Genomic DNA, 25,760 nt, shown 5'->3' on the forward strand with positions numbered 1-25,760 from the left:
CTAAAAAGGGCATAGTCTTGATTTTTTGCTTCACATATGGTACACGCTAGGTATGCGGCTAACATGCAATTCAATAGGATAAAGATTAAAACGCCTTCTGGAGTCGATTCGAGTAATCTGCTCCAGAAGGCGTTTGTTTAAATAGTTCCTTAAATAGTCCGCCGGAAAACGTTGAAATTATTCTTCTAAAAACTCCATAAACGGCTTTTTCATACTCACAAGAGCATTGACCATTAATTCTACTAAACCACCATACTGAACATTGAATTTTGCCGTTGCTTCATAAAACTCCAGAATATCTCTAATTGCTCCTTTGCAGTTAGAACAAGGAGCACATACATATTTAGGCTGATTGGAGTCCGCCATTGTATCCTGAAAGGCTCCAAGGATCTGATTAAACTTCATGCGCGAGCTTACTTTATTTCTCCATTCGCTGAAGTTGACGGAATTTGTAATGGCAAAGCCGCCGCCCCCGCCGCAGCAATAATTATTTACTCCGTGAGGTGTCATTTCTCTAAACTGAGGGCAAATCTCCTTCAGGACATTGCGCTGTGGCTCAACAATTCCCATGCCCCGAACATAATTACAGGGGTCATGAAGGGTCACCGGGAAATTATTTCTGCTAGGGTCCAACTTTAAACGTTTGTCCTTCACCATATTCCAAAGCAGAGGCAGGCAGCTTTCCACCGGAATCTTGTCATCACCGTAAGTCATGCGATCGCCTACAATCATGGCAGCTTTATGAGCATGACCGCATTCCGCAATAACAATTCGATTGACTCCCAGTTCTTTGGCAACTTTCATTTGCAGCAAGGCAAGCTTCTTGGCCTGAAAATCATCATACCAAATACCGTAGTTTACATTATCATAGCCCGCAATTTCGCTGCTAAGTGTCCAGTCTATACCCGCTTCTTCAAAAAGAATGGCAAAAGCAATAGGGTTTTCAGGCCAAGCCATATATTCGCCAGCATTGTGGATGAGAAGAATATCGGCACCTTTTTTGTCAATGGGGAATTTGATTTTATAACCATACTTTTCCTTGATATCCTCTTCCATAAATTCGATGGTATCTAAAAAAGCAGGCTTGGTAATTCCTGTCGATGAGCCTGTTTTAAGCTGCAGGACAGTACCTTTAGTGTGGAGAGGCAGAGGTGCAATGCCCATTTCTTGGCTGAAGATTTTACGAATCTCTTTGGTAAGAATAGAATTGTCTAAACCAAGGGGGCAGGTTTGGGCACAACGGCGGCAAAGATTGCAGCGATAAGCTAATTCGCCGAGCCGGGCTATGGTTTCCCAGTTCACATCGATATCTGCACCGACAAAACCTCCTAACAATTTCCCACTTTTGGTAAAATATTTTTTTACGATTTTTCTTAGAACCTCGGAACGGAAAATTGGACGATATAGTTCATTTTTCCCTGATGCTTCGTAGATATGACAAGCTGAGGAACAGGTATCACACTTGGCACAATATTCAAAGGACAATAAGAAGGGTTGAAGCGCCCCATTGTTACCATCCGAAAAACTTTTCTCTAAGCCGTTGAGAAACGTCTGAACGAATTTGTCCTCTTCTTCTTTAGTTTTTGGGCGTGTTAAGGTGTCAATGCCTACGTAGCCATCCAAAGAAGTACAGAATTTTTCTCTCCAGGCAGGTTTAGGATCCGTAAGCGGAGGTTCCATCCCCGGTAGATTATAAGGCGGCAATAAAGGCATGAGCTGCCTGGGATTCACTCTGACCAGTTGTTCATCCGCTCTCCCCATATCCTTGGGGCGTAAATTTTTGTGATCTATCATACTCGACTCTCCTCTTCCACAATGTTAACGTTCAAAAACTCATGGTGAGGTTCCCACAGTCTATAATCTGGCGGGACTATGTAATCATTAAATACCTAATGTGAATGTGAATTAAGGTATAAAGTAAAGTAAATAATATAAGGCAATTAGGTGCAATAAGCTAATAAAGTAACAAAGAAATAAAGTTAAACCTCCTTTTTAGTTATAGGCATATGTCCTTTTCGGATTAATTATACTAAATATTGAACATATGTCAATTAGGCTGTTTTATATACCCCATTTAAATAAGTCGATAATTCTTGAAGCCAGGCGAAAAAGTGCAAAAGAAAAAGGCATGCAATTTTATTATTCTGCATGTCTTTTTGTTAATTAGGCTTAATGAATATAAGAGGTGTCACAAAACACGCCCTTTATGGGTACAGTTCGGCCTTTTGTAAACTATGTTGCCAGCGGTTCCAGACCTTCAAACTGCATATTATAGTAATGAGCGTAAATTCCATTCTTTTCAATTAACTTCCTATGACTGCCCCTTTCTTGAATACCTTCATCGGTAACAACGATAATCTCGTCTGAATTTTTGATGGTGCTTAATCTGTGAGCAATCACAACAGTAGTTCTGTTAATTGAAAGTTTTTCCAGCGATTTTTGAATATAGAGTTCACTTTCATTGTCGAGTGCTGAGGTAGCTTCATCTAGGATCAAGATCGGAGGGTTTTTTAAAAACACCCGAGCAATAGAAAGTCTTTGTTTTTGCCCGCCCGAAAGCCTGACACCCCGTTCTCCGACATAAGTGTCATAGCCTTCTTCAAGTGACATGATAAACTCATGAATATTGGCGTTTTTCGCTGCCTCTATTATTTCAGCATCCGTTGCATCCATTTTCCCGTAAGCAATGTTCTTTTTAATGGAGCCGTCAAATAAATAGACATCCTGCTGCACAATGCCAATAGCATTTCTTAAAGATTTTAGAGTAATATCTCTAATGTCCTTTCCGTCGATCGTTATAGAACCTGAGGTTACATCATAAAATCTCGGCAAAAGTGAACATAAGGTTGTCTTGCCGCCACCGGAAGGCCCCACTAGAGCAACCGTTTTACCTGCTTTTATTGACAGGCTGACATGATTTAAAACATTATAGTCATCATTATAGCGGAAGGATACGTCTTTATATTCAATATTCCCAAAGACCTTGGTAAGAGGCTTAGCCGTTGGTTTATCAGAGATGTCCGGCTGGGTTTCCAATACTTCGACAAAACGTTTAAAACCTGCGTATCCTTTTTGAAACTGTTCGGTGAAGTTTATTAAGACATCAATAGGGTTAATAAAAATGTTAATGTAAAGAACATAGATCGCCAGATCCGTGATTTTGAGCGATCCTCGGGCGATAAATAAGCCGCCTGAGACAATGACGACAACATAGAGTAATCCCTCAAAAAAAGAATCCCAAGCAAAAAATTTGCCCATAGTTTTGTAGGTTCTGATTTTGGAGACTAAGTATCCCTGATTACTTTGGCGAAATTTTTCGCGTTCTACGTCTTCATTAGCGAAGGATTTAACGACTCTGATCCCCGAAAGGCTGTCCTGAACGCTGGAATTAACGGTGGCAATTTTCACACGGTTATCTGTAAAGATAGGAGCCATTTTTATATTGTTATGGACAGTGTAGAGCACCATAATTACCGTTACAATTAATAAAATCAGCGTCATTTTGCTGTTGATCAGCATTAAGAGGATAAAGGAACCAAGGATTTTCAGAGCGGAGATAAAGAGGTTCTCCGGACCGTGGTGCGCTAATTCAGAAATATCGAATAGGTCCGAGACAAGTTTAGACATCATTTCACCGGTATTATTTTTGTCATAATAGGAGAAGGATAGACGCTGATAATGATCGAAGAGATCGTTCCTCATTGCGTTCTCCATCCTTGCTCCCATGACATGTCCCCAGGAAATGATGAAATACTGGCAGAAATATTTGCAAACATACATTGCTACTAAGGCTATTCCGATAAAAGGTAAGGCATGTAGAATCGCAGGTGCATCCTGAGTAAAGAGAGTTTTAGTCAGGTAATTGAGTATTTGCGGAAAAGCCAGATCAATGATCGATACAATGAGTGCGCAGAATAAATCAGTAAACAGAAGGAATTTATGAGGCTTATAATAGCCAATGAATTGTTTGAAGATATCCATAAATGCGGCAGGTTCTCCTCTCAAGGTATAGGTATTTCACTGCAATCTACAGAAGAGACTCAGTCGTTGCTGCACGGCTGAGTCCTTTGAAGGCGTTTTCAAAAACACCGATAGGTCCAAAAAGATTCTCGCTGGAGCATGTGACTATAAGCACGGGGAAACATCACCTGGGATTGCGAGCGGTGCGCCAGGATGGCAGCGTATTTGACATCAGCAACTGCTGAAATATCGTTGACGATATCTGGCGGACCAATCACGTCTTGACAGTTTCGGGCAAAAGCATGGGCATAGATGGTAGGGCGATCTTGCGTAGAAAGATGAGATACTGCCTTGATGGTCAATTCCCCCAGGGCATTGTGATCCGGATGTACCGCATATCCGGGATAATGAGTAAGCACCAGAGATGGCTGAACTTCCCGGAGAATCTGTTCAATTCGGGTGACGATAGGTTCAGGGTCCTCAAACTCAATGGTTTTATCGCGTAAGCCAAGCTTGATCAAATGTTGAATCCCAATGGCTTTGCAAGCTTCCTCCAACTCTGCTTCCCGAATTTTAGGCAATGTCTCTCGGTTAGCGAAAAAAGGGTTTCCCATGTTTCGCCCCATTTGCCCTAAGGTTCCGCATATATATGTGATCGGAATTCCTGATTTGGCAAAGAGTGCTAAAGTTCCGCCGCATCCAAAGGTTTCATCGTCTGGATGAGGAAAAACTACTAGAATGTGTTGGCCCAAAGAATGTTCCTCCCATGTTAATTTACTAATTAATTACAGCATCGAAGGTTCTACCCCCAAAAACAATTTGTATACTTTTGAAAGTTACAACTCAAAGGGCTCCATACTGAGTTCCAGAGCTACAGCCAGCCGCCCCTCTTCATCATGACCGGCGAGCAAAAGTTTTCCTTCTTGTCCCAGATCAAAATCGGTCAGCCCTTCGGCGTAAACCCAGCCGTCTTGCATCTTCAGTCCCACCCGATAGGGTCCTTCACCCGTGATGGTTCCCCGGATAAAAGAAATACGGCCATTGCGGATGTAGGCCCCTACTGTCATCTTGCTCTCTTGTCTATGTGCGGCATAGGCCCCATTGGTTGTCTCAAGGTGGAGGTAAACCTCCCGATTGAGAAAACGGTCCAGCGCCGGTTGTACTATTGACCTATCGATTGGGTGCATGACTATCAACCACCTTAACTAAGGATCATTCTCGACTATTTTATATTATATAAAGTCTAACTTTCGGTTGCCTGCTTTCCTCTATCATAACTGTTGCTAACCTGCCGCTGGCCGTGGATGGACGAGTGTCATGTTTTTTTTTCATTATATACTGTTTGGCGAAGAATGAATAGTTTGGCCTCACTGTTTACAAGGGGTTCTCCATAGCCTTAAGGTCAGACAGCGAAGACTGCCGCCGCCGGCTAAAAGAGCAGCGGGATGAAATTCATGGATCTGAACACCGCGTTCCTTCAACAACTTTTTTGTCTTAATAGTTAAAGCTAGATCATAGTGAATTAGTTTTTTAGGTTCTAAAGAGACAAAGCTGCAACCCCAATTTCTTTGTTCTTCATCACTGATTGGTATCAGTTCTATAGACTTCCCCCTTAAGTAGTTCTTAAAGTTAATTTCTTTTCTCGTCTGCCGATTAATTAAGTAGGTATGAAGAAATGCCGGGGGAAAATACAGCGCCAAGTCTTCACTAATTCTGTTAAAAATCATATCTGCATGCATATACCGGCGGGCTTGTGGTGCCTCAATATAAATGACTTCCGCAAAAATCGTCAGGGCTTTGCTAAAAAAACCTTCAATTGTATTGGAGTTTGATCGTTCGGTATTTACGATGATTAAGGTTGTGGGAGATAGTATTAAACAACCTTCAAACTGTTCCTGGGTATTAAATTCATGAAAGATAGGTATGCCGATATTCGTGAGGGCCTCTTTAACGACCTGTTCCTCTCCGGCCCGGGTGCCGGGACACATTTCAGATAAAATAGCACCTTTGCTTGTGATGACAGCGGTATCGTGGAGATAGGGCAAATTAGGAAGTTTTGCCAACAGGTCTTTAGTTTGTCGGACAAAATCTCTCACAAACAGGACTTTGACATCGTGTTCTCGCAACATTTGAACATATTGTTCATGTTCTTTCAGGTATTGATCAACCTTGGGAACAAAATTGAACAAATGATACTTGTAATTCTCTTCAGAAATTGCAGAGAGGGATTCGATGGGGTTATGGAGCAAGACTTTTCTCAACCGGCCAAGTTCCTCGGTTCCAAACATCGTTTTCGATTCCATTCTTCACACCCTAATTTTCAGTATTTGTTAATCTCTATTATTTACCACTGTCCAATTTAGATACTTGTGGGCGTGGCGAATCTGGTTTTGAAAGCAATTTACCAGGGTGATACCATGAAAATCTTGCAGGAAATATTAGAAAAACGCAGAATTGACAGAGGTACCACCTATGCCTTTGTGGTAATAGGAGTGAAAGGATAAGTCTATGTTAAAAAAACCAATTAGACTAAACATTACTCAAAAGCTCGCTATTTTTTTAGTATTGTCCTGTGTACTTCCTATGGCTCTTTTAGGCAGGATGTCTTATGTGAAAACGAAAGCAGCTATGACAAACGAAATGACTATGTCTGCACAAAACTTGATGACCGAGAAACAGCGCAGTTTGGATGTTCTGACAGATAATATTGAAGGGCTGTTCGCTAACATATCAAGCATTGACTTTGTCAAAAGAGTGTTGGCGAAGGATGAAAAAAAAGTCTCTGAGCAGGAGAGACAAGGGACACGAATCATGATAAATTCTATTCTTGGCAGCTTTACCAATCTTAAAGGTCTCGTTTCGATTGATCTTTTCTCGTTAAACGGCCAGCATTATCATGCCGGGGATATTTTGGGCGGACAAAAAATTAATCAAAATGCTTTGGCCGCTTTATATCAAAAGGTCTTGAACTCTAAAACCCCGATTCTTTGGCAGGGCATTGAAGATAATATTAACCTCCAATCAAGCTCTAAAAAAGTAATTATTATCGGGACAATTCTTAAAACAATTGATCCAAATTCCCTCAAAGAAAAGCCCGTCGGTCTGCTTGTGCTGAATTATAATATTGATGTTTTCTACAATCATTTTACGAGCACTTATAATAATACGGAGTATTTGATTCTGGATAAGGACAACAGGATCGTTTACAGCTCAAATAAGTCAAAAATCGGCAGTAAGATGAATGGGGATTTATTGCGAAGTGTTAATGCTGATTCCGGAAGTTTTAAAACATATGTTGATGGCGATGATAAGGTGGTCCTTTATGAAAAATCAAAGAGGAACTCCTGGATCCTTCTGTCACTGATCTCGGAACAAAGCATTATTAACAAAATAAAAGATACAAGTTTGGGAATGCTTTTCGGCATTTCTATAATTCTTGTATTCCTTTCTGCTTTCCTTATTGGCAGGATATTTGTCAGTCGCATTAAGAAAGTAACGAATTATTTTAAGGAAATCCAAGAAGGCAGCATTGATTTTAAAACTCGCTTACCTGTTACATTAGGCGACGAAATGGGAGAATTGTATAGATGGTTTAATGTATTTTTGGAAAGTCTCGAACAAAAACAAAAGACGGAAGAAGAATTGGTCAAGGCCAAGGAAGTTGCTGAAGCAGCGAACAGAGCTAAAAGTCAGTTTCTAGCCAATATGTCCCACGAAATAAGGACTCCTATGAATGGGATTATTGGTTATATTGAGCTCCTCTCCGCCATGCCTTTGGAAAGAGAACAGGCAAGTTATATAGCTGAGGTTAAAGCGTCAACGGACGCGCTTCTTGTGCTGGTAAATGATATTTTGGATTACTCGAAGATCGAAGCCGGTAAAATGTTGATTGACAACATTCCCTTTAACTTGCACAGACTAATCGAAGACGCCGTTTCTTTATTTTCGCCGAAAGCCCATGGTAAAGGAATTGAAATTCTATCCTTTATTGCGGCAGGAGTTCCCAGTCAAGTTCAAGGAGATCCGGCCAGATTGCGGCAAGTCATGAATAATATTATCGGTAATGCTGTTAAATTTACTGACCAGGGCGAAGTGACTCTCAAAGCAAGAGCGCTCAAGGAAGATGACGATAAGGTCCTTTTGCAAATTGATGTTCAGGATACCGGCATAGGCATTTCTGAGGAGGATATGCAGCGGTTATTCCAAGTATTCACTCAGGCTGATGCTTCCACAACAAGAAAGTACGAAGGAACCGGGCTTGGGCTTGCTATATCCCGTAGGATCATGGACCTTATAGGTGGGAGCATTTCAGTAGATAGTCAGATCAACAAAGGCAGCACCTTTACCATAACTCTCGAGATGAAAAAAAGTAAAATCATCATTGGGAATGAAAAGCACCAACTTCTGTACACCAGCTTAAAGGGATTAAAGATCATGATTGTTGATGACAATGAGAGCAATAGAATGATCTTTAGGGAATACTTGAAAGAATTCGGTTGTGAGATCATAAGTGTTACAAATGGTAGAGAGGGTCTTGAGTTTCTTCAGGGGCTGGATGATGAGAATTTATTACCTCAGTTTATTCTTGTTGATTATATGATGCCCGGAATGAATGGCCTTGAATTTGGCCAACAGGTGATGGGAGATAAAAAGTTCAGCCATATCAAGCTGATTTTACTTAATTCTGCTGTTCTGCAAGGTGAAGCAAGATTAACCAAGACAATGGGCTTTTATGGCTATATTTCCAAGCCTGTCCGAAAGCTGGAGCTGCTTGATGCAATTTCTGGTTTTGCCTTTCCAAAAGCTGCCGCAGCGAAGGAGGAGCAAGTTAGGCCCTATACTATCATGGAAGACCGGCAACAAGCTTCAGATATTTCCATCCTGCTTGTCGAGGATAAGGTGATCAATCAACGGTTGGAAATGATTATGCTGAATAAGCTTGGCTTTTCCGCAGATTTAGCAAGCAATGGGAAGCAGGCCGTAGAACTATGTGATACTAAAAAATACAATATCATTCTTATGGATTGTCAAATGCCTGTAATGGATGGCTACGAAGCAACAAATAAAATAAGAAAATTGAGTTTATTTAACAAGGACTCTCCTGTTATTGCAATGACCGCCCATGCTATGGGAGGCGATCGAGAAAAATGCCTTGCGGCAGGAATGAATGATTATATCAGTAAACCAATTACTCTAGTTATGCTCAAGGAGAAAATTAACAAGTATTTACAAGCCGAAGATAATTGAATTACTCCTTTTTGTTCAACTTTAGGATTACAGAAACGTAGCCAAAAGCCCACGGTTTTAATCGTGGGATGAAGGCGGCTTCGTAATTTCATGTAAATGTCTTAGCACTATGATAAACTAGAATTAGTTTGATCTTTGAAAACTGGATAGAGTAAGAGGTTCTGATAGCTAATGCGTCTATCAGGTAAAACTCTATGTGTCGTCAAGAAAAAGACGTTAAAACGATCGTTTTCAAAGAAACTGTGGTAGCTGGTAACAGGCTATCAGCCTAGAGTACCATTGTGTACTGCTCTAGGATGGGCTAATGGCATAGCCCTGAACTTGGGGTCATACTCCGATAGCAGAAATGTACTTCGGTTTAATCACCCAAGAATCCCATCGGCTTTAGCCGTGGGAGTGTCAAACTAGTGAACTCGCTTACGCTAAAGCTGAACATCGGGGCTTTAGATACAATAATGTCCAGTGGACATTATTGCCAAGCCGCCTTTCCCAATAGGAATACTCAGCGGCGAAGGAGGACTCTACCTCACCTGAAGTTAACGAGGGACCCACCCCCACTTATAGGAGGCCACTGAAAATCTAGGAAAATCTATTGCTTGGGTATCCAAAGCCACCATATGCCGTAGGTAAAATAGAAAGTCAGCACTATATATGGTACTGACCTTCTCGAAGATAAAGTTTTTCAGTGGCCTCACTTATAGACGTGGGGGTCTTAAAAGCCGGATAAATTTTTGAGAGCGAATACTGCGAGTTGTGTTCTATCCTTAAGGTGAAGTTTAGAGATTATCGTGGTAATTATATTTTTAACGGTCCCTTCAGCAATGAACAGGGAGGCGCTTATTTCTTTGTTATCTTTTCCCTCAACAATCATTTGGACAATATCTAATTCTCGATCTGTTAGCTTTATATCAATTCCCTCAATGGTTACTTGGTTGTGTCGTAGCATATTGGTTTCTCCTGAAGAGCCGGCGAATGTTTCGGGTTTAAAAACATCCTTGTGAATAATTTGCAGGCCAAGATATGTACTTTTTATCGAAAGAATTAATTCTTCAGTTCCAACTGTTTTGAGAATATAACCGTCTGCCCCATTCATTATAGCTTGTGAAACATCGTTTTCGTCGTCAGAGGCAGTAACTATTAGAACTTTTATGCTGGGATATTTAGATTTGATTAATTTAGTTGCTTCGGTTCCATTGTATAAAGGCATCGAGATGTCCATAAGTACAACATCCGGTTTAAGTTTAGCACATAATTCGATGGCCTCTTTGCCATTAGCAGCACATGCTACAACCTGCATCTCGCTATTTTTTTCGATAATCGTTTTGAAGCTTTCCCTTAAGAGCTTTTGATCATCTGCTATTAAAACTTTCAACATTATTACCTCTTTATATGTATCAAGATAATCAATTTTTCCAAATTGAAATAGGTTAGCCATAGAATTATTATCTGATATCGATACCGTGATACGCAAAGAAAGCTGTTATTTCCTGAACAGCATTTTCATAAATGATAAAAAGATCATTTAATTGGGATTGCAGAGATAGAATATCGCAGCTGTTCTTTAAGGTCTTACTTATTTTGCAAGTTTGTTCATATAGGTCTAAAATCTTAAAGTTTGCTGATATTCCCTTGATGTTATGGTTAATCCGTTGAAGTTCCTCAACGTTATTGTTTATTAAAACGTTTTCTGCTTTAGACAATTCATCTTTGATTTCTTTAATAAACTCAGAGAAAAGCTCGGCTGTATCTTTTAAAGGAAGTCCAAGCTCATCTGAAAAACCTTTAAGATCGTACCTACAGGGGGAGTTCATAAAGACACTCCTTTTTAGCGATTTAATTTTAGTATACCTCAATATACGACAATGTGTAATATAATTTTTCTTTAACCCTACAAAATTGTGCTTTTGGCATACTGTTTTTGTGCCATTAGTCACTTCTCAAGATCCATAAATTTAAGTATGCTTAAAGGGCCAGTACTCTGAGATGAAATCAGAATTTACGGCCTTCTTACTTCTTAAGTGGCTTAAAACAAGTTCAGGTTCAATAAATTATTTTAAGTTAGTTCTATTTGACTGTTTACTTAGCATTTAGTTTAAGTAAACTAAGGAGGATAAGAATGGAGATTCAGACAGAGGATCTAAAAAATTTGATTGAAGAAGGCTCAAAGCTTTTAGAAATGGGCTGCAAAGTTCAAGACTGCAGATGCATCTATTGGTTCCTGCGAGGGAAATCAACGCTGGATCAACTTGGCTTAGAATCGGAACTATTAGATAGATTCAGATACAGTAAAGAGCTCGAAGAAAGGGTTAATATCTTACAGTCAGTTTCGGGTTTATAAATCACCCCATTGACATTGAGCAGGGTATTGCCCGCCAAATTAAATGGGTAATATCAGCAGCGAGTTTCATAACCGTATGTAGACGGGTTCCTTGCAAAACTTGAAATTCAAAAAAACCCCCGACATTCACAACCCCCAAAATAGAAATATCACCTACTGAGGGCAAATTTTTGTGTACTGCAGAACCAGGGGTTAAGGGAAAATCAGCGAGGGTGATCATGCCAATATCTTCAGTCTTACCGAGGCAGGCATCAATAGCAATAACTATATCGGGCCGCTGAATCGCCAGAACGTTATTGATTTCTGAAATTAAATTTTGTGCGTGCAGGGGTTCGGCTAATGTCCCTAATACTGTATACCCTAAACGCTTTAAATTTGTGCCGACCAGTGGTCCCAGACAATCACCCGTTGCTCGGTCCGTACCTATACAGGCGAAGAGAACCTTTTTTCCGAGGGAAAGATCATTTAACGTGGAGATGAATGACTGTCTTTCGCCAAAATTATAGACAAGGGAATTAACTGAGACAAATGTTTTTCTTGAAAGCTCTGGAATAATTTCCACCTCCACCGAATTTAATGCCTAATCTATCCCGTTTATTTTCAGCGATATGACATAACAATAATAAAAAAGGGAGCACCTAAAGCCCTTATTAATCATTGTATAGTTAAGAATAAAATATATTCCTGGAGAAAAGAAAATTGGCAAACGAAGAAAAAATGTGGGGATGGCTTATTGTTCACAGCAGTAATGCCTGTCCCCACGTTTTGTTATCCCAAATACTTCTATGTAACTATAAAAAGGTGTAAAGTAAGTAGTATAAAAGATGATGCAAGGAGACAATATGGATAGAATTGCAATAATATCGGATATTCATGGTAATATGCCTGCTTTAGAAGCGGTTTTGGCTGATATCAAGAATAAGAATATTCAGATCATTTACTGCCTGGGTGATTTAGCGGGGAAGGGACCTAACCCGGCAGAAGCAGTCGATACTATTAGGGAAAACTGCGAAGTCGTCATTAAAGGCAACTGGGATCATTTTTTAACTGAACAAAAAGGGCAGGAAGTATTAACCTGGCATCAGAGCAGGCTGGGAGCAGAACGTTTAAAGTATCTGAGAGACTTGCCGATGTACAAAGAATTTTATATTAGCGGTAAGCTCCTAAGGCTCTGTCATGCTTCCCCTAATGATCTTTTTCATAGAGTTTATCTTTCTACGAAGCGCCGGGAACGACTAAAACTATTTGAAGCCACGCCTACCCTTGATATCGAAGCAGATGTAGTTGGATATGGAGATATTCATGGTGCTCACGTCGATTATTTCGCAGGAAAGACAATTTTTAATGTTGGAAGTGTGGGTAATCCTCTTGATATAACCCAAGCTTCTTATGGCATAATCGAAGGAATATTAAATAGCAAACATCCATCCTCATTTACTATAGCTCTTGTAAGAGTACCGTATGATATCGATCTGGCTGTTAACCAGGCTGGATTAACCGACATGCCTGAGAAACAGGAATACATTAAGGAATTAAAGACAGGGATTTATCGCGGTCTAACCAAACATAAGAAAGAAGGATAACTATGCTGAACATTGGCTGCCATCTTTCAATTTCCAAAGGATTTAAGGCGATTGGAAATGAGGCACTTAAAATCAACGCTAATACCTTTCAATTTTTCACCCGTAATCCAAGAGGGAGCAAAGCCAAAGAAATTGATCCCGGAGATGTTGAGGGATTACTTAAGATAATCCTGGAAAATCAATTTGCGCCAATTTTGGCTCACGCTCCTTACACTCTTAATGCCTGCTCGCCGGAAGGAAGAGTGAGAGAATTTGCGTCAGAAGTAATGGCTGACGATCTGATGCGAATGGAATATATACCGGGCAACCTGTACAATTTTCATCCGGGCAGCCATGGAGGACAAGGTAGTGACATTGGTATTCAACAAATAATTGACCAACTTAATAATCTCCTAAAGCCAGAGCAGACAACTACAGTACTGCTGGAAACCATGGCGGGCAAAGGCACAGAGGTGGGCCGAACTTTTGAGGAGATCAAGCAGATTTTAGAAGGTGTAACACTCTCTGAAAAGATGGGTGTTTGCTTAGATACTTGTCATGTTTATGATGCCGGGTACGATATTGTCAATGACCTTGACGGTGTGCTTACTTCCTTTGACAAAGTTATCGGTTTGGAGAGGCTGTATGCCATTCATCTTAATGATAGTATGAATCCAAAGAGCAGCCATAAAGATCGCCATGCCAAAATTGGTGAAGGGTCGATTGGTCTGGAAGCCATAACTCGAGTTATCAATCATCCCCAACTCCGTCATCTGCCCTTTTTCCTTGAAACACCAAACGATACAGACGGTTACGCTCATGAGATAGCCCTATTGAGAGATCTTTATAAGGAATAATATTAGAGAGTTTACAAAGGATCCACCCCCACTTATAGAAGTGGGGGCCTTAAAAACAAGATCAAACATGCCCACGACGAAGATGCTTTGTCGTGGGCATGTTTGATCTTGTTTTTACTTAGGACCCGAAATCATTAATAAAACGTCTTTATTCGTTTGGCGCGGCAGTAAGGCGATGGTATGATTGTTTTTCTGGGCAACGAGGCTTGCGGGCTTTTTGTCTTTCGTATAACTCCAGCTTAGAGTCCAGCCATCGTTTTTGAGGATATCCCCATATCCCGTTAATACTTTATCGACGGTTGTATTTTTAATTAGGTACCTGGAGGTTTGACTCTGATCGGTTTGGGTTAAGCCCTGATACTGCATATTGTTATAAGCCGGAAAATATGAGAATTCTTTCGTATAGGTAACCGTATTTTGAGAAGTGTCAGATGGCGTTTTTGAATTACAGGCGGTTAATCCAACTACCAGAAGAAAAAGAAGAATAAACGTTGCTATTTTTTTCATCCTCAGTCACCTCAAAAACTATATTTTCAATACTATTTTAATACATTCTTTAATGATTACAAAATTAAATACATGCATTTTTACAAGCGTCAAAAATTCATATATAATGGTAAGTATTAGTAGTTTGACAAAGATAATGTGGATTTTAATAGAATCTTGGCGAGGAGGAACGAGTGTGCTTGACAGTGATATTCTCATAGCCGGAGCTGATCCGGGATTTGGAGCAATTAAACTGGACACCCGCGATACGAAGATCTTATTTCCTGCGGTAATCTGTAAAGGCAATGAACGGATTTTCTCAACCTTAGGGAACGTTATAATGGATAAGGGTTCAGACATTGAAACCCAAGTCTCTTCGCTTGATGTAATTGTTAAGAATAATTCAACAGGTGTAGAAAACCATTATTTTATGGGGAGTTTAGCGGAAAGCTTAAACCCTAATGAAGCTCACTATTGTTGGGATGAAGATAAATCTTCTGATGAGGAGGCTACTTCATTATTAGTAGTTGCTTTAGCCCTAGCTCAACAAAATCCAAAGGTTAATGTCTATCTGGGGACAGGTGTACCGGTAAAATACTATTCGAGCTTGAAGGAAAAGTATGAAGCTGAGTTAAAGGGATCCTTTTCTGTAAAGTTCCTCTCCGGTCCTTTAGAAGGAACGACACGTCATCTAAATATTCTTCGCTCACGAGTGCTCCCGCAGAGTTATGGCGTGTTTATAAAAGAAACTCTCGATGAATACGGACTTCCGACGAATGAGAAGCTTTTTAACGGCTATGTTGTTGTCATCGATGTCGGTTTTCGAACAACGGATATCGCAACTTTTTATGACGGTGTTATGCTTGATCCTCCGAACTCCTTCAGTATTGAGAAAGGCTTGAAATGGGCGTACACTGGTGTGGCGGAAAAGCTTAAAGAAATGACAAGTTCTCACGCCAATCCCATTGAGACGGATGATAAAGAACTGGATAAAATTTTCCGTGTCAATCAAGGACAATATCCATGGAATAATGGCTCCTTAAATCTTAATCCAATTATGCAAACTATGTTAGCTCAACTGGGAGCAGATATTACCCGAGAAGTGAAGAAGACCCTAAAACCAATGCTTGGCAAAATACACACGGTTCTCGTTGCCGGAAATGTTGGCGAAAAGGTATTTGCACATATTCAAATAGAAAATAAAACCTTAATTGAAAATCCACAGTTTGGGAATGCTGCGGGATTTAGAATAATGGCTTCGACCTTAATCAACTCATTAACTAAGAAGGAAAATTCTACAGTATGATAACGCCTTTACCGTCCTCTATTCTACTGAATTTTAATGAGGCTGACACGGAACTTTGGCAGGATTTGCAACAAATTGAGCCGGATTTGCGAAATGATTTTATTAAAGAGGCCTTGTGTATGATGTTCAAATGTTGTCACGCTGCGAAGAGATTTCTGCCACAGTCGGCCATGATGAAAAGCGGCGATGTTCTGCAACATCCCGAGAACCACGGTATTCATGAGCATTACGACTCCAAAGGGATTGAGGAAGATTATTCTCAGGTAGATTCCAAAGTGGATTCCTTTTCTCTGGAGGCGTTGTTTACTGAAGGGACGGTTCTTAGCAGAAGTGAAAACCAATCTAAATCATCACTGGGATATCAGCATCTTATGAACAATGTTATCGGACTTGAAGATGATGAAGAGGTACTAAAGGTATTGCAAGACCTATCCAATCATAAGACTAAATAACTTCCAACAGGGCTTATAGGTTAAAAGTAGTCGGTCAATATGTTTGCTGGTCATGGTAAAGGGCGAGTATACTGTTTAAATTAAGCAGTGTTCCTGCCCTTTTGTGTGATTAGCGGAATGATGCGGATAGCGAAGTGATCTTTGAATCAAGTAGGGCGTATGAAATTTGAGACAAATCTTAAATAATAGTTGTCCCTCTATAAAATTATTTATTGATTTCTCAAAAAAAGAGGTTTTTCTGATTAATTCGTGAATATATTGTATAAAGTATAAAGTTTTTTAGGTTCAACGAAAGAGGTGCACCCACTTGCGTTCGCTCAGACATAAACTGTCAATCTTGCAGCTGGTTTCACTTATTATTTTGGCAGCGAGCTTAGTCATGATTTTTGGCTGGTATATGAAGGACCGTTTAACAGTTGAAAGTTCTTCAAAAGCTCAATCAGATTTGACAATATGTAAGGAATTTATTGACTTGAAATATCCCGGTTCATGGGTCGTAAGAGACGGCGAGCTGTATAAAGGGACTACCAAAATGAGTCTCAACAGCGATATTGTAGATCATATCTCCCAGATAACGGGGGATACTGTCACAGTCTTCTTAGGAGATACACGAGCGGCGACTACACTTCGCAGTTCCAATGGTGAACGAGCCATTGGAACTAAGGCTTCAGATAATGTAGTTACGAAAGTTCTTAAAAATGGTCAGGTGTATCTTGGGAATGCTGATGTTATTGGCCAGCCGTACCAATCAGCTTATGCTCCCTTACGAGCGGAAAATGGCGTGATTATTGGGATGCTCTATGTTGGGATTTCTCAAGCTTCAGAGCAGGAATCTCTTAAAAGATCCTTGGTAACACTGGGGGGGATAGGACTGGCCTTAACGGCCTTAATAGCGCTCTTTGCTGGACTTTTTCTTCGTAAACTAATTCACTCTTCTTCCCCGGAGGACATAGACAGGCCGCTGCAGGAAGCTGCCGCTGGGCAAAATCCATCCAGTTCTCCTGGTGCTGCGGAGATCGAGAAACTTGAAGATGCTCTTATCCAGATGGCTGAGCAAATTCAAACCTTAACAGGTGAAATCAATAAGTCAACAGCTACCATTCATGAAAGCAGCCCGCCAAAAGGGAGCCTCAATACTATGCTTGAGCAACTCAAAGATTTTGAACCAAGTAATGAATTTTCCTCAACTGAAACTATCTCTCAAGAGTATGAACCATTATTTGGACTGGATACTCCCTGGAACAGTGGAGCAGATGCTTTGCCCAAAGGGCTGAACAAAGCAACTCTTAACCAGATCGTTCACTATCTGGAAAAAAATCGTCGGCCGATTTCTACAGAAGAAGTAGCAGAAGGGGTTAAGCTGACTCGAGTTACCGTACGCCGTTACCTCGAATTTTTAGAACAGTGTGGAGCTTTAAGATCTGAACAGAAATGCGGGACGGTCGGACGACCTGTGAAAATTTTCATCCCTCTTTAAAAATAGAGCACAAAATCATTGTGGAGAATTTAGGGAGGCATTGACTCAAAAGAACTGGTTATTTTATTATGAAATAAAAGACGAGTTTATTTTTACTCGTCTTTTTATTTGTGGATTGAACTGAACATCGGGACTCTACCCCCACTTGTAGAAGTTGGGGTCTTAAAAACTGGATGAATTATATAAGTCTTATTGACTTTAATAATTAAGCTCACTTTAATAAAGCATTTTAATTATTTTAATTATGTTAACAAACAAGACAATTCAAACTAATCACGCTAAACTATGTATACAGCGGAACTTTTCAGTAATTTCAATCTATTGACTGGTTGCTCGAAGGGCGAAAAACAAGTAACTAAAAAGTGATTAGGGGAGGAAGATGAAGGACAGCACTACTTTGTTTTGAAATAAATTTAAGAGGAGGAGGATTTAAATGTGCAACAGCGATTCGCCAAATGAGTTCGCGCAAAAGTTAGATAATTATATTGACAGCTTGCCTAATAAAAAGGAAAATTTGATTGCAATTCTCCATTATGCTCAGGAAATATATGGCTGGTTGCCAGATAACGTTCAGTGGCATATTGCTCAAAAGCTCGACATACCCTCGGCCAAGGTTTACGGAGTGGTGAGCTTTTATTCATATTTCACTATGAAACCTCGAGGAGAACATGTTGTTAACGTATGTATGGGCACAGCCTGCTTCGTACGTGGAGCAGAAAAATTAAAAAATGAACTAGAAAATCAATTAAAGATTAAAGCCGGCGAAACTACTCCGGATAATCTCTTTACGTTAGAGACTTTGCGCTGCGTTGGAGCCTGTGGCCTTGCCCCTGTCATGATCGTTGATGGAGAAGTCCATGGAAAAATGCATGAGCCCCAAGAAATTAATGAGGTTCTGGCGAAGTACCGTCCGGAAGGTAAATAAATATATGCTGACAAAGTAGATGGATGTGTGAGAAGCGTCATCGAAGGAAGGGAAACCAAATGAAACTTAAAGATACCGAAGAATTAAATGTTTTGAAAGCTCAAAGTCTCAAGCTTATTGAAGCCCGCCAAGCCAAAGAAGGGGTGGATACTAAAAATGCCGCCGGTTTAGTCAGACATATATTGGTCTGTGGGGGACCGGGGTGTCATTCCTCAGGCAGTCCGCGAATTGCTGAAGTTTTAGGAGAAGAACTTGATCGTGCAGGATTAGCGGATCAAATAAAGGTTTTTGAACCCGGTTGTTTTGGATTCTGTGAAAAAGGTCCTATGATCCAGATTCATCCTGATAATGTTACGTATTGTGAAGTTTCTCCTGAGGATGTCTCTACTATTGTGCAAGAACACTTAATTGAAGGGAAGCAAGTAGAACGCCTTCTATTTATGGATCCCAACACAAAAGAACGTTTTGCTGCGAACATTCCCTTTTATAATAACCAACTGCGCATTGCCTTGCGCAACGTTGGCTACATTGCGCCGGAAAATATTCTGGAATATATTGCTGCAGATGGTTATCAAGCATTAGCCAAAGTTCTTTTTCACATGACTCCTCTGGAAGTTATCGATACTCTTAAAGTCAGCGGGCTGCGAGGGCGCGGCGGGGCTGGATTCCCAACAGGAGTGAAGTGGGAATTCACTCGCAGGAGCGAAGCAGATCAACGCTATATTATCTGCAACGCCGACGAAGGTGATCCGGGTGCTTTTATGGATCGCTCAGTTTTGGAAGGGGACCCTCATAGTGTTCTTGAGGCAATGCTTATTGCAGGTGCAGCGATTGGATCTTCACAGGGATATATTTATGTTCGGGCAGAATACCCTGCCGCTATCCATCGTTTAAAAATCGCTATTGAACAAGCACGTGAGTACGGCTTGCTTGGCAAACAGATTTTGGGCAGCGATTTTGACTTTGACATTGAACTTAAATACGGAGCCGGTGCTTTTGTCTGCGGTGAAGAAACGGCACTTATTCATTCTATTGAGGGATCAAGGGGAGAACCTACAGTCAAACCTCCATTCCCTGCCCAAAAGGGACTGTGGGGTAAGCCTACTTGTGTCAACAATGTGGAAACGTTAGCTAATATTCCGCCCATTATTTTGAGGGGTGCGGAATGGTTCGCTAACATCGGGACTGAAAAAAGCAAAGGAACAAAAGTATTTGCTCTGGCCGGAAAAGTAAATAATGTTGGCTTAGTGGAAGTTCCTATGGGAACAACCCTGCGCGAAATTATTTTTGGCATTGGCGGGGGGATTAAACGCCATAAAACATTTAAAGCAGCTCAAACCGGAGGCCCTTCCGGCGGATGTATTCCGACAAAATATTTGGACTCTCCCATAGATTATGAATCATTAATGGCCATTGGATCCATGATGGGTTCCGGCGGGCTTATTGTTTTAGATGAAGATGACTGCATGGTGGAAATTGCCAAGTTTTTCCTGGAATTTACCATGGATGAATCCTGCGGACGCTGCACAGCTTGCCGTGTGGGAACAAAACGACTGCATGAAATTTTACAAAAAATTACCGAAGGCCGCGGCACCCTGGAGGATCTGGAAAACTTAGAAAAACTGTGCAATATCATCAAGGATACTGCCCTTTGCGGCTTGGGGCAAAGTGCTCCAAACCCAATTCTTTCAACCCTGAAATATTTCCGGGATGAATATATTGCTCATATTGTTGATAAAACCTGCCCAGCGGGCGTATGTAAGAGTTTGTTAAAATACGAAATCACCGAGAAATGCGTTGGCTGCGGCCGTTGTGCCAAACAATGTCCCACGCGCGCCATTAGCGGTTCACCGAAAAAACGTCATGTTATTGATCAAGAACGTTGCCTAAAGTGTGGGGCCTGTATGGAACAATGCCGAGTCGATGGCGCCATTATTCGTCACTAAGGCCCGTAAAGGAGGACTCCCTGTGGATATACATCTAACTATTAATGATATACCCCTAACTGTTCCCGAAGGAACGACAATTTTAGAAGCAGCACGAACCATAAATATAGATATTCCGACATTATGTCATATGAAACTCCACGAAATGCATTATAATAATAACATAGCTTCTTGCCGAGTCTGTGTTGTGGAGATTGAAGGCCGACGCAATTTAGCCTCTTCTTGTTCAACTCCTGTGATGGAGGGAATGGTCGTAAAAACTGATTCCTTGCGGGCTATTCAGGCTCGAAGAGCCATGGTTGAGCTGCTGCTTTCGGACCATCCGAAGTCTTGTTTAACCTGTGCCAAGAACATGGATTGTGATCTGAGAAAACTGGCTGCAGAATTAGGTGTGCGTGCCATCAGCTATGAAGGGGTAGAATCCGAGTTTGAAATTGATCAATCCAGTTCATCAATTGTCCGTGATCCAAATAAATGTATTCGCTGCCGCCGCTGTGAAACAATGTGTAATGAAGTTCAGACCGTTGGAGTATACTCGGCAATGGGGCGTGGCTTCGAGACAGTGATCAAAACTGCGTTTGATTTACCCCTCAGCCAAACGGCCTGTACGTTCTGCGGACAGTGTTTGGCGGTCTGTCCGACTGGTGCTCTGACTGAAGTGGACCAAGTGGATAAAGTTTGGAAAGCTCTCAACGATCCTAATCAATTTGTGGTTGTTCAAACTGCACCGGCTGTACGGGTTGCTCTGGGAGAGGAATTTGGTATGGAACCGGGGTCGATTGTTACAGGCAAAATGGTAGCTTCCCTGCGACGCCTTGGATTTAATCGAGTTTTCGATACGGATTTCGCGGCAGACTTGACGATTATGGAAGAAGCCAGCGAACTTGTACACCGCATAAAACATGGCGGCCGTTTACCATTGCTGACAAGCTGCTGCCCGGCCTGGGTTAAATTCTTTGAACATCAATTCCCAGATCTCTTAGACATCCCTTCAACGTGTAAATCTCCGCATCAAATGATGGGAAGTTTGATTAAGAGCTATTATGCTAAAACGTTGGGCATTGATCCCAAATCCATCACGGTTGTTTCCGTAATGCCCTGTGTCGCTAAAAAATATGAAGCGGCTCGTCCGGAACTAGCTCAAAGTGCCGAAACTGCTGATGTGGACATTGTTATCACAACTCGCGAACTTGCTCGCATGGTCCGCGAAGCTAGCATCCATTTTGATCATCTTAAGGATGAAGAGTTTGATCACCCGTTAGGGGAATCAACAGGTGCAGCCATTATTTTTGGAACAACAGGCGGAGTTCTGGAAGCGGCCCTGAGAACAGCCTATGAAATGCTGACAGGAGAAGCTCTGGAAAAAGTAGAGTTTGAAGCCCTTAGAGGCATGGATGGAATTAAAGAAGCTGTTATCCCTATTGCAGGGCAAGACTATCGAATCGCTGTTATTCATGGTCTGGGCAATGCTCGCACTGTGCTGGAGAAAATACGGGCCGGTGAAAGCGATTATGATGTAATTGAGATCATGGCTTGTCCGGGAGGATGTATCGGCGGCGGCGGTCAGCCCTATCATCATGGCAATATGGAAATTCTTAAATCCCGTGCAGCTGCTATTTACCGCGAAGACCGTGCTAAGCCATTACGTAAATCCCATGAAAACCTGGCAATAGTCGCTTTGTATAAGGATTACTTGGGCGAACCCTACGGAGAGAGGGCTCATAAATTACTGCATACCAGTTATACGGCACGCAGAAAAATCTAATGTTGTCCCCGATCATGCCATGTCTAGGAGTGCTTTCAGCTTGTTATTGGCATAATACTCCATAGAACTAAGACTAATTTCATATTAATCATCGACTGTGTTGGGAGTTTCCCGCCGCAGTGGATTCATAACAACAATGATCTAATTGTGAAGATTGATCTGAGCAAGAGGAGAAGGGTGAAATTAAAGCTAATGTTAGAAAGCCTTCTTACTTTTGAAGAAGGCTTTCTTTATTTGGAGGAATTGAAAGCATGGATAGTAGAATCGGAGTGGTAGGGATCGTTATTGAAGAATTTGAAAGCGCAAATCTGGTCAACGAAACGCTGCATGAGTTAGCGAGTATAATCGTTGGGAGAATGGGGATTCCACGTAAGGAGCGAGGAATAGCGATTATTTCTTTGATTGTCGAAGGCACTACAGATGAAATTAGTGCTCTCACAGGAAGGCTTGGAAAAATTAAAGGAGTTAACGTCAAATCAGCTTTAACTAAAAAGTCGGGGGAGTAAAGGGAAACTTGATACAAGTTGAGTTTGGCCCCCATCTGAATCTCAGTTAAGTGTTGATATATAAGATAATTAAAAAGGAGTAAAGACTATGTATGATTGTAAGTCAAAAATTGCAACGGAGTTTATAGATGACGGTGAGATTCTGGCCACTCTTGCCTATGCGCAGGAAAACAAAAGAAATCGTGAACTGATTGATGCCCTGATAGAACGTGCCAAGGACTGCAAGGGCTTAACTCATCGAGAGGCTGCCGTTCTGCTGGAATGTGATCTGGAAGATGAGAATGAAAAAATGTTTAAACTTGCCAAGGAGATTAAGCAAAAGCTTTATGGCAACCGTATTGTCATGTTTGCTCCGCTCTATCTTTCAAACTACTGTGTAAACGGCTGTGTGTATTGCCCTTACCACCATAAAAATAAAAATATATCTCGTAAAAAACTATCGCAGGAGGATATTGAGCGAGAGGTCATCGCTTTACAGGATATGGGACACAAGCGCTTGGCTTTAGAAACAGGAGAAGATCCTGTGAACAATCCCATTGAATATGTTTTGGATAGTATCAAGACTATTTATAGTATTAAGCATAAAAACGGAGCTATTCGTCGAGTTAATGTTAATATTGCTGCAACAACCGTGGAAAACTATCGCAAGCTGAAAGAAGCAGGTATTGGTACGTATATTCTGTTCCAGGAAACCTATAACAAAAAAAGCTATGAGGAACTGCATCCCACCGGACCAAAGCACGACTACGCCTATCATACTGAAGCAATGGATCGTGCTATGGAGGGCGGTATTGATGATGTGGGAATCGGAGTTTTGTTCGGCTTAAATATGTATCGTTATGACTTTGTAGGTCTACTCATGCATGCTGAGCATTTAGAGGCAGCAATGGGCGTGGGTCCGCATACTATCAGCGTTCCGCGCATCCGCCCTGCCGATGATATCGATCCCAAGAACTTTTCCAATGCCATCTCAGATGGTATTTTTGCAAAGATTGTAGCCGTAATTCGTATTGCCACCCCTTATACGGGAATGATTATTTCCACCCGTGAATCGCAAGCAACCCGTGAGCGTGTACTGGGCTTGGGCATATCCCAGATAAGCGGAGGCTCAAGCACCAGTGTTGGCGGATATGTTGAGCCGGAAACAGAGGATGATAATTCAGCACAATTTGAAGTTAATGATACCCGTACCTTGGATCAGATTTTAAACTGGCTCCTTGGAATGGGGTATATCCCCAGCTTCTGTACGGCGTGTTATCGTGAAGGGCGTACAGGGGATCGGTTTATGAAACTTGTTAAGTCCGGGCAGATTGCCAACTGCTGCCAGCCCAATGCTTTAATGACTCTCAAAGAATATCTGGAGGATTATGCTTCGCCGGATACCAAGAAAAAGGGTGAGGCAGTCATTGAAAAAGAAATTCCCAATATACCTAATGAAAAGGTTCGGGCAATTGCTTCAACGCATTTGAACGAAATTAAGGATGGAAAGCGAGATTTCCGCTTCTAACTCCTGGAGGATGTAACGTGAACGTTAGAATAGAAAAGGACAATATCGGTGAACGGGAAATTCCAGAATTAAGTTATTACGGAGTTAATACGAAACGGGCTCTTGAAAACTTCGATTTAGGGACGAGAAGTGTTAATCGAAAGCTGATCTATGAAATAGCCTTAATTAAAAAAGCAGCAGCAATGGTCAATCATCGTTTAAAGAAATTGACGAAGGACAAGGCACAAGCTATCATTAAAGCCTGCGAAGAAATCATTGAGGGTAAATTTGATCAGGAATTTGTCGTCAATGCTTTGCAAGGGGGAGCGGGAACTTCCACGAATATGAATGTCAATGAGGTCGCCGCCAACAGAGCCATCGAGATTCTTGGCGGAAAAAAAGGAGATTATCATCTTATCCACCCCTTAAACGATGTAAATATGTCTCAATCAACGAATGACGTTTACCCTACTGCCTTGCGAATTGCAGCCATACGTCTGCTGCGAAGGTTAAGCTATTCTCTGGCGGATCTGCAGGAAGCCCTCCAGAAGAAGGAAAACGAATTTAGTGATGTCCTTAAACTTGGCCGGACAGAGCTGATGGATGCTCTGCCAATGATGTTGGGGCAGGAATTCGGTGCCTATGCCAAGGGTATCGAAAGGGACCGCTGGAGAGTTTACAAAGGCGAAGAGCGGCTTAGGCAAATTAACTTGGGTGGTACCGCTATTGGTACCGGCATGAATGCTTCGCATGACTATATTTTTATGATCACAGATACTATTCAGGAACTGACAGGACTGGGCTTAGCCCGGTCTGACTATCCGATAGACATAACCCAAAATAATGATGTTTTTGTTGAAGTATCCGGCCTTTTAAAAGCTTGCAGTACAAATTTGCTGAAAATTTCCAATGACCTGCGTCTAATGGCCTCCGGACCTAAAGGGGGCTTGGGAGAAATAGAACTTCCTCAAAGGCAAGCAGGTTCGACCATAATGCCCGGCAAAGTAAACCCTGTCATTGCGGAAATGATTGGTCAAGTGGCCATGAAGGTTATGGCGAATGATTATGCGATTACTTTAGCGGCTTCTTCCGGACAGTTGGAACTTAATGCTTTTATGCCCTTGATCGCAGAAAGCTTATTGGAATCCCTTGAATTGCTGAATCAGGGAGTTATTATCTTCCGGGAAAAATGCATCGAGGGAATTCAGGCCCAGAAGGAAAAATGCCAAGCCAATCTTGAAAGGTCAACAGCATTAGCTGCGGCTCTTGTTCATCATATCGGTTATGACCGGGCTTCTGAGCTCGCTGGAAAAGCCTTAAGGGAAAATAAATCCATAGGCGACGTCTTAAAAGAAGAAACAACCTTATCGGACTCCCGGATTGCCGAAATTCTCAATCCTTGGGAAGTCACGAAACCGGGTATACCGGGAGGACTGGAAAAATGATT

22 protein-coding genes are annotated in these 25,760 nt (G+C 41.4%); 13 read left to right on the forward strand and 9 right to left on the reverse strand.

Annotated elements, in window-relative coordinates; genetic code table 11:
• Window positions 1-177: 177 nt before the first annotated feature.
• The 5 genes from B5771_RS07685 to B5771_RS07705 all read right to left on the reverse strand — a co-directional run bounded on the left by B5771_RS07685 (window position 178) and on the right by B5771_RS07705 (window position 6,263).
• Window positions 178-1,794, reverse strand: a complete 1,617-nt coding sequence (locus B5771_RS07685) for a (Fe-S)-binding protein (protein WP_088187003.1) — start codon at window positions 1,792-1,794, stop codon at window positions 178-180.
• A 438-nt stretch (window positions 1,795-2,232) separates the two neighbouring features.
• Window positions 2,233-3,981, reverse strand: coding sequence for an ABC transporter ATP-binding protein (locus B5771_RS07690; RefSeq protein ID WP_088187004.1), 1,749 nt, complete (start codon window positions 3,979-3,981; stop codon window positions 2,233-2,235).
• Window positions 3,982-4,079: 98 nt separating this feature from the next.
• On the reverse strand, window positions 4,080-4,712 hold the full coding sequence (gene bshB2, locus B5771_RS07695; protein WP_088187005.1) for a bacillithiol biosynthesis deacetylase BshB2: 633 nt from the start codon (window positions 4,710-4,712) through the stop codon (window positions 4,080-4,082).
• 84 nt (window positions 4,713-4,796) lie between these two features.
• Window positions 4,797-5,147: a YojF family protein gene (locus tag B5771_RS07700; protein ID WP_047808471.1), complete on the reverse strand. Its 351-nt coding sequence runs from the start codon at window positions 5,145-5,147 to the stop codon at window positions 4,797-4,799.
• A gap of 180 nt (window positions 5,148-5,327) precedes the next feature.
• On the reverse strand, window positions 5,328-6,263 hold the full coding sequence (locus B5771_RS07705) for an arginine deiminase family protein (protein WP_088187006.1): 936 nt from the start codon (window positions 6,261-6,263) through the stop codon (window positions 5,328-5,330).
• Between the two features lie 205 nt (window positions 6,264-6,468).
• Here B5771_RS07705 and B5771_RS07710 point away from each other — a divergent pair, with 205 nt between their 5' ends.
• The gene (locus B5771_RS07710; protein ID WP_088187007.1) at window positions 6,469-9,207 is read left to right on the forward strand and encodes a response regulator; all 2,739 of its coding nucleotides are present in this window, start codon (window positions 6,469-6,471) and stop codon (window positions 9,205-9,207) included.
• A 712-nt stretch (window positions 9,208-9,919) separates the two neighbouring features.
• Here the strand turns inward: B5771_RS07710 and B5771_RS07715 are convergent.
• Window positions 9,920-10,582: a response regulator transcription factor gene (locus B5771_RS07715; protein ID WP_047808474.1), complete on the reverse strand. Its 663-nt coding sequence runs from the start codon at window positions 10,580-10,582 to the stop codon at window positions 9,920-9,922.
• 67 nt (window positions 10,583-10,649) lie between these two features.
• A complete protein-coding gene (locus B5771_RS07720) occupies window positions 10,650-11,018 on the reverse strand; it encodes an Hpt domain-containing protein (protein ID WP_088187008.1) in 369 nt (122 codons plus the stop codon).
• Between the two features lie 305 nt (window positions 11,019-11,323).
• On the opposite strand from B5771_RS07720, the gene B5771_RS07725 reads away from it, so the two are divergent.
• A complete protein-coding gene (locus B5771_RS07725; RefSeq protein ID WP_088187009.1) occupies window positions 11,324-11,545 on the forward strand; it encodes a hypothetical protein in 222 nt (73 codons plus the stop codon).
• Between the two features lies 1 nt (window position 11,546).
• Here the strand turns inward: B5771_RS07725 and yyaC are convergent, their stop codons facing one another.
• On the reverse strand, window positions 11,547-12,113 hold the full coding sequence (gene yyaC, locus B5771_RS07730) for a spore protease YyaC (RefSeq protein WP_088187010.1): 567 nt from the start codon (window positions 12,111-12,113) through the stop codon (window positions 11,547-11,549).
• A 274-nt stretch (window positions 12,114-12,387) separates the two neighbouring features.
• Here yyaC and B5771_RS07735 point away from each other — a divergent pair, with 274 nt between their 5' ends.
• A complete protein-coding gene (locus tag B5771_RS07735) occupies window positions 12,388-13,128 on the forward strand; it encodes a metallophosphoesterase family protein (protein WP_088187011.1) in 741 nt (246 codons plus the stop codon).
• A gap of 2 nt (window positions 13,129-13,130) precedes the next feature.
• Entirely contained in the window at window positions 13,131-13,964 is an 834-nt protein-coding gene (locus tag B5771_RS07740; protein WP_088187012.1) for a deoxyribonuclease IV, read from the forward strand.
• 114 nt (window positions 13,965-14,078) lie between these two features.
• Here B5771_RS07740 and B5771_RS07745 read toward each other — a convergent pair whose 3' ends face one another.
• Complete coding sequence (locus B5771_RS07745; RefSeq protein WP_088187013.1) at window positions 14,079-14,471, reverse strand: hypothetical protein; 393 nt, start codon at window positions 14,469-14,471, stop codon at window positions 14,079-14,081.
• A gap of 175 nt (window positions 14,472-14,646) precedes the next feature.
• Between B5771_RS07745 and B5771_RS07750 the strand changes: the two genes are divergently transcribed.
• From B5771_RS07750 to B5771_RS07790, 9 genes are all read left to right on the forward strand, one after another.
• Window positions 14,647-15,756: a ParM/StbA family protein gene (locus tag B5771_RS07750; protein WP_088187014.1), complete on the forward strand. Its 1,110-nt coding sequence runs from the start codon at window positions 14,647-14,649 to the stop codon at window positions 15,754-15,756.
• Window positions 15,753-16,208 carry a hypothetical protein gene (locus B5771_RS07755; RefSeq protein WP_088187015.1) on the forward strand — a complete coding sequence of 152 codons (456 nt, stop codon included), beginning with the start codon at window positions 15,753-15,755 and terminating at the stop codon, window positions 16,206-16,208. Before B5771_RS07750 ends, B5771_RS07755 begins: the two co-directional genes overlap by 4 nt.
• Window positions 16,209-16,515: 307 nt before the next feature.
• The gene (locus tag B5771_RS07760) at window positions 16,516-17,685 is read left to right on the forward strand and encodes a cache domain-containing protein (protein WP_088187016.1); all 1,170 of its coding nucleotides are present in this window, start codon (window positions 16,516-16,518) and stop codon (window positions 17,683-17,685) included.
• 433 nt (window positions 17,686-18,118) lie between these two features.
• Window positions 18,119-18,610 carry an NADH-quinone oxidoreductase subunit NuoE gene (gene nuoE, locus B5771_RS07765; protein ID WP_088187017.1) on the forward strand — a complete coding sequence of 164 codons (492 nt, stop codon included), beginning with the start codon at window positions 18,119-18,121 and terminating at the stop codon, window positions 18,608-18,610.
• A 59-nt stretch (window positions 18,611-18,669) separates the two neighbouring features.
• The gene (locus B5771_RS07770; RefSeq protein ID WP_088187018.1) at window positions 18,670-20,556 is read left to right on the forward strand and encodes an NADH-quinone oxidoreductase subunit NuoF; all 1,887 of its coding nucleotides are present in this window, start codon (window positions 18,670-18,672) and stop codon (window positions 20,554-20,556) included.
• 22 nt (window positions 20,557-20,578) lie between these two features.
• Window positions 20,579-22,321, forward strand: a complete 1,743-nt coding sequence (locus B5771_RS07775; RefSeq protein WP_088187019.1) for an NADH-dependent [FeFe] hydrogenase, group A6 — start codon at window positions 20,579-20,581, stop codon at window positions 22,319-22,321.
• Window positions 22,322-22,572: 251 nt separating this feature from the next.
• On the forward strand, window positions 22,573-22,827 hold the full coding sequence (locus B5771_RS07780) for a TM1266 family iron-only hydrogenase system putative regulator (protein WP_088187020.1): 255 nt from the start codon (window positions 22,573-22,575) through the stop codon (window positions 22,825-22,827).
• An 88-nt stretch (window positions 22,828-22,915) separates the two neighbouring features.
• On the forward strand, window positions 22,916-24,334 hold the full coding sequence (hydG, locus tag B5771_RS07785) for a [FeFe] hydrogenase H-cluster radical SAM maturase HydG (protein WP_088187021.1): 1,419 nt from the start codon (window positions 22,916-22,918) through the stop codon (window positions 24,332-24,334).
• A gap of 17 nt (window positions 24,335-24,351) precedes the next feature.
• Window positions 24,352-25,758 (forward strand): aspartate ammonia-lyase, encoded by a 1,407-nt coding sequence (locus B5771_RS07790; RefSeq protein ID WP_088187022.1) that lies wholly within the window; start codon window positions 24,352-24,354, stop codon window positions 25,756-25,758.
• Window positions 25,759-25,760: the final 2 nt, after the last annotated feature.

It is taken from the genome of Desulfosporosinus sp. FKA, from assembly GCF_002196785.1.
GTDB classification, from domain to species: Bacteria; Bacillota; Desulfitobacteriia; order Desulfitobacteriales; family Desulfitobacteriaceae; genus Desulfosporosinus; species Desulfosporosinus acididurans.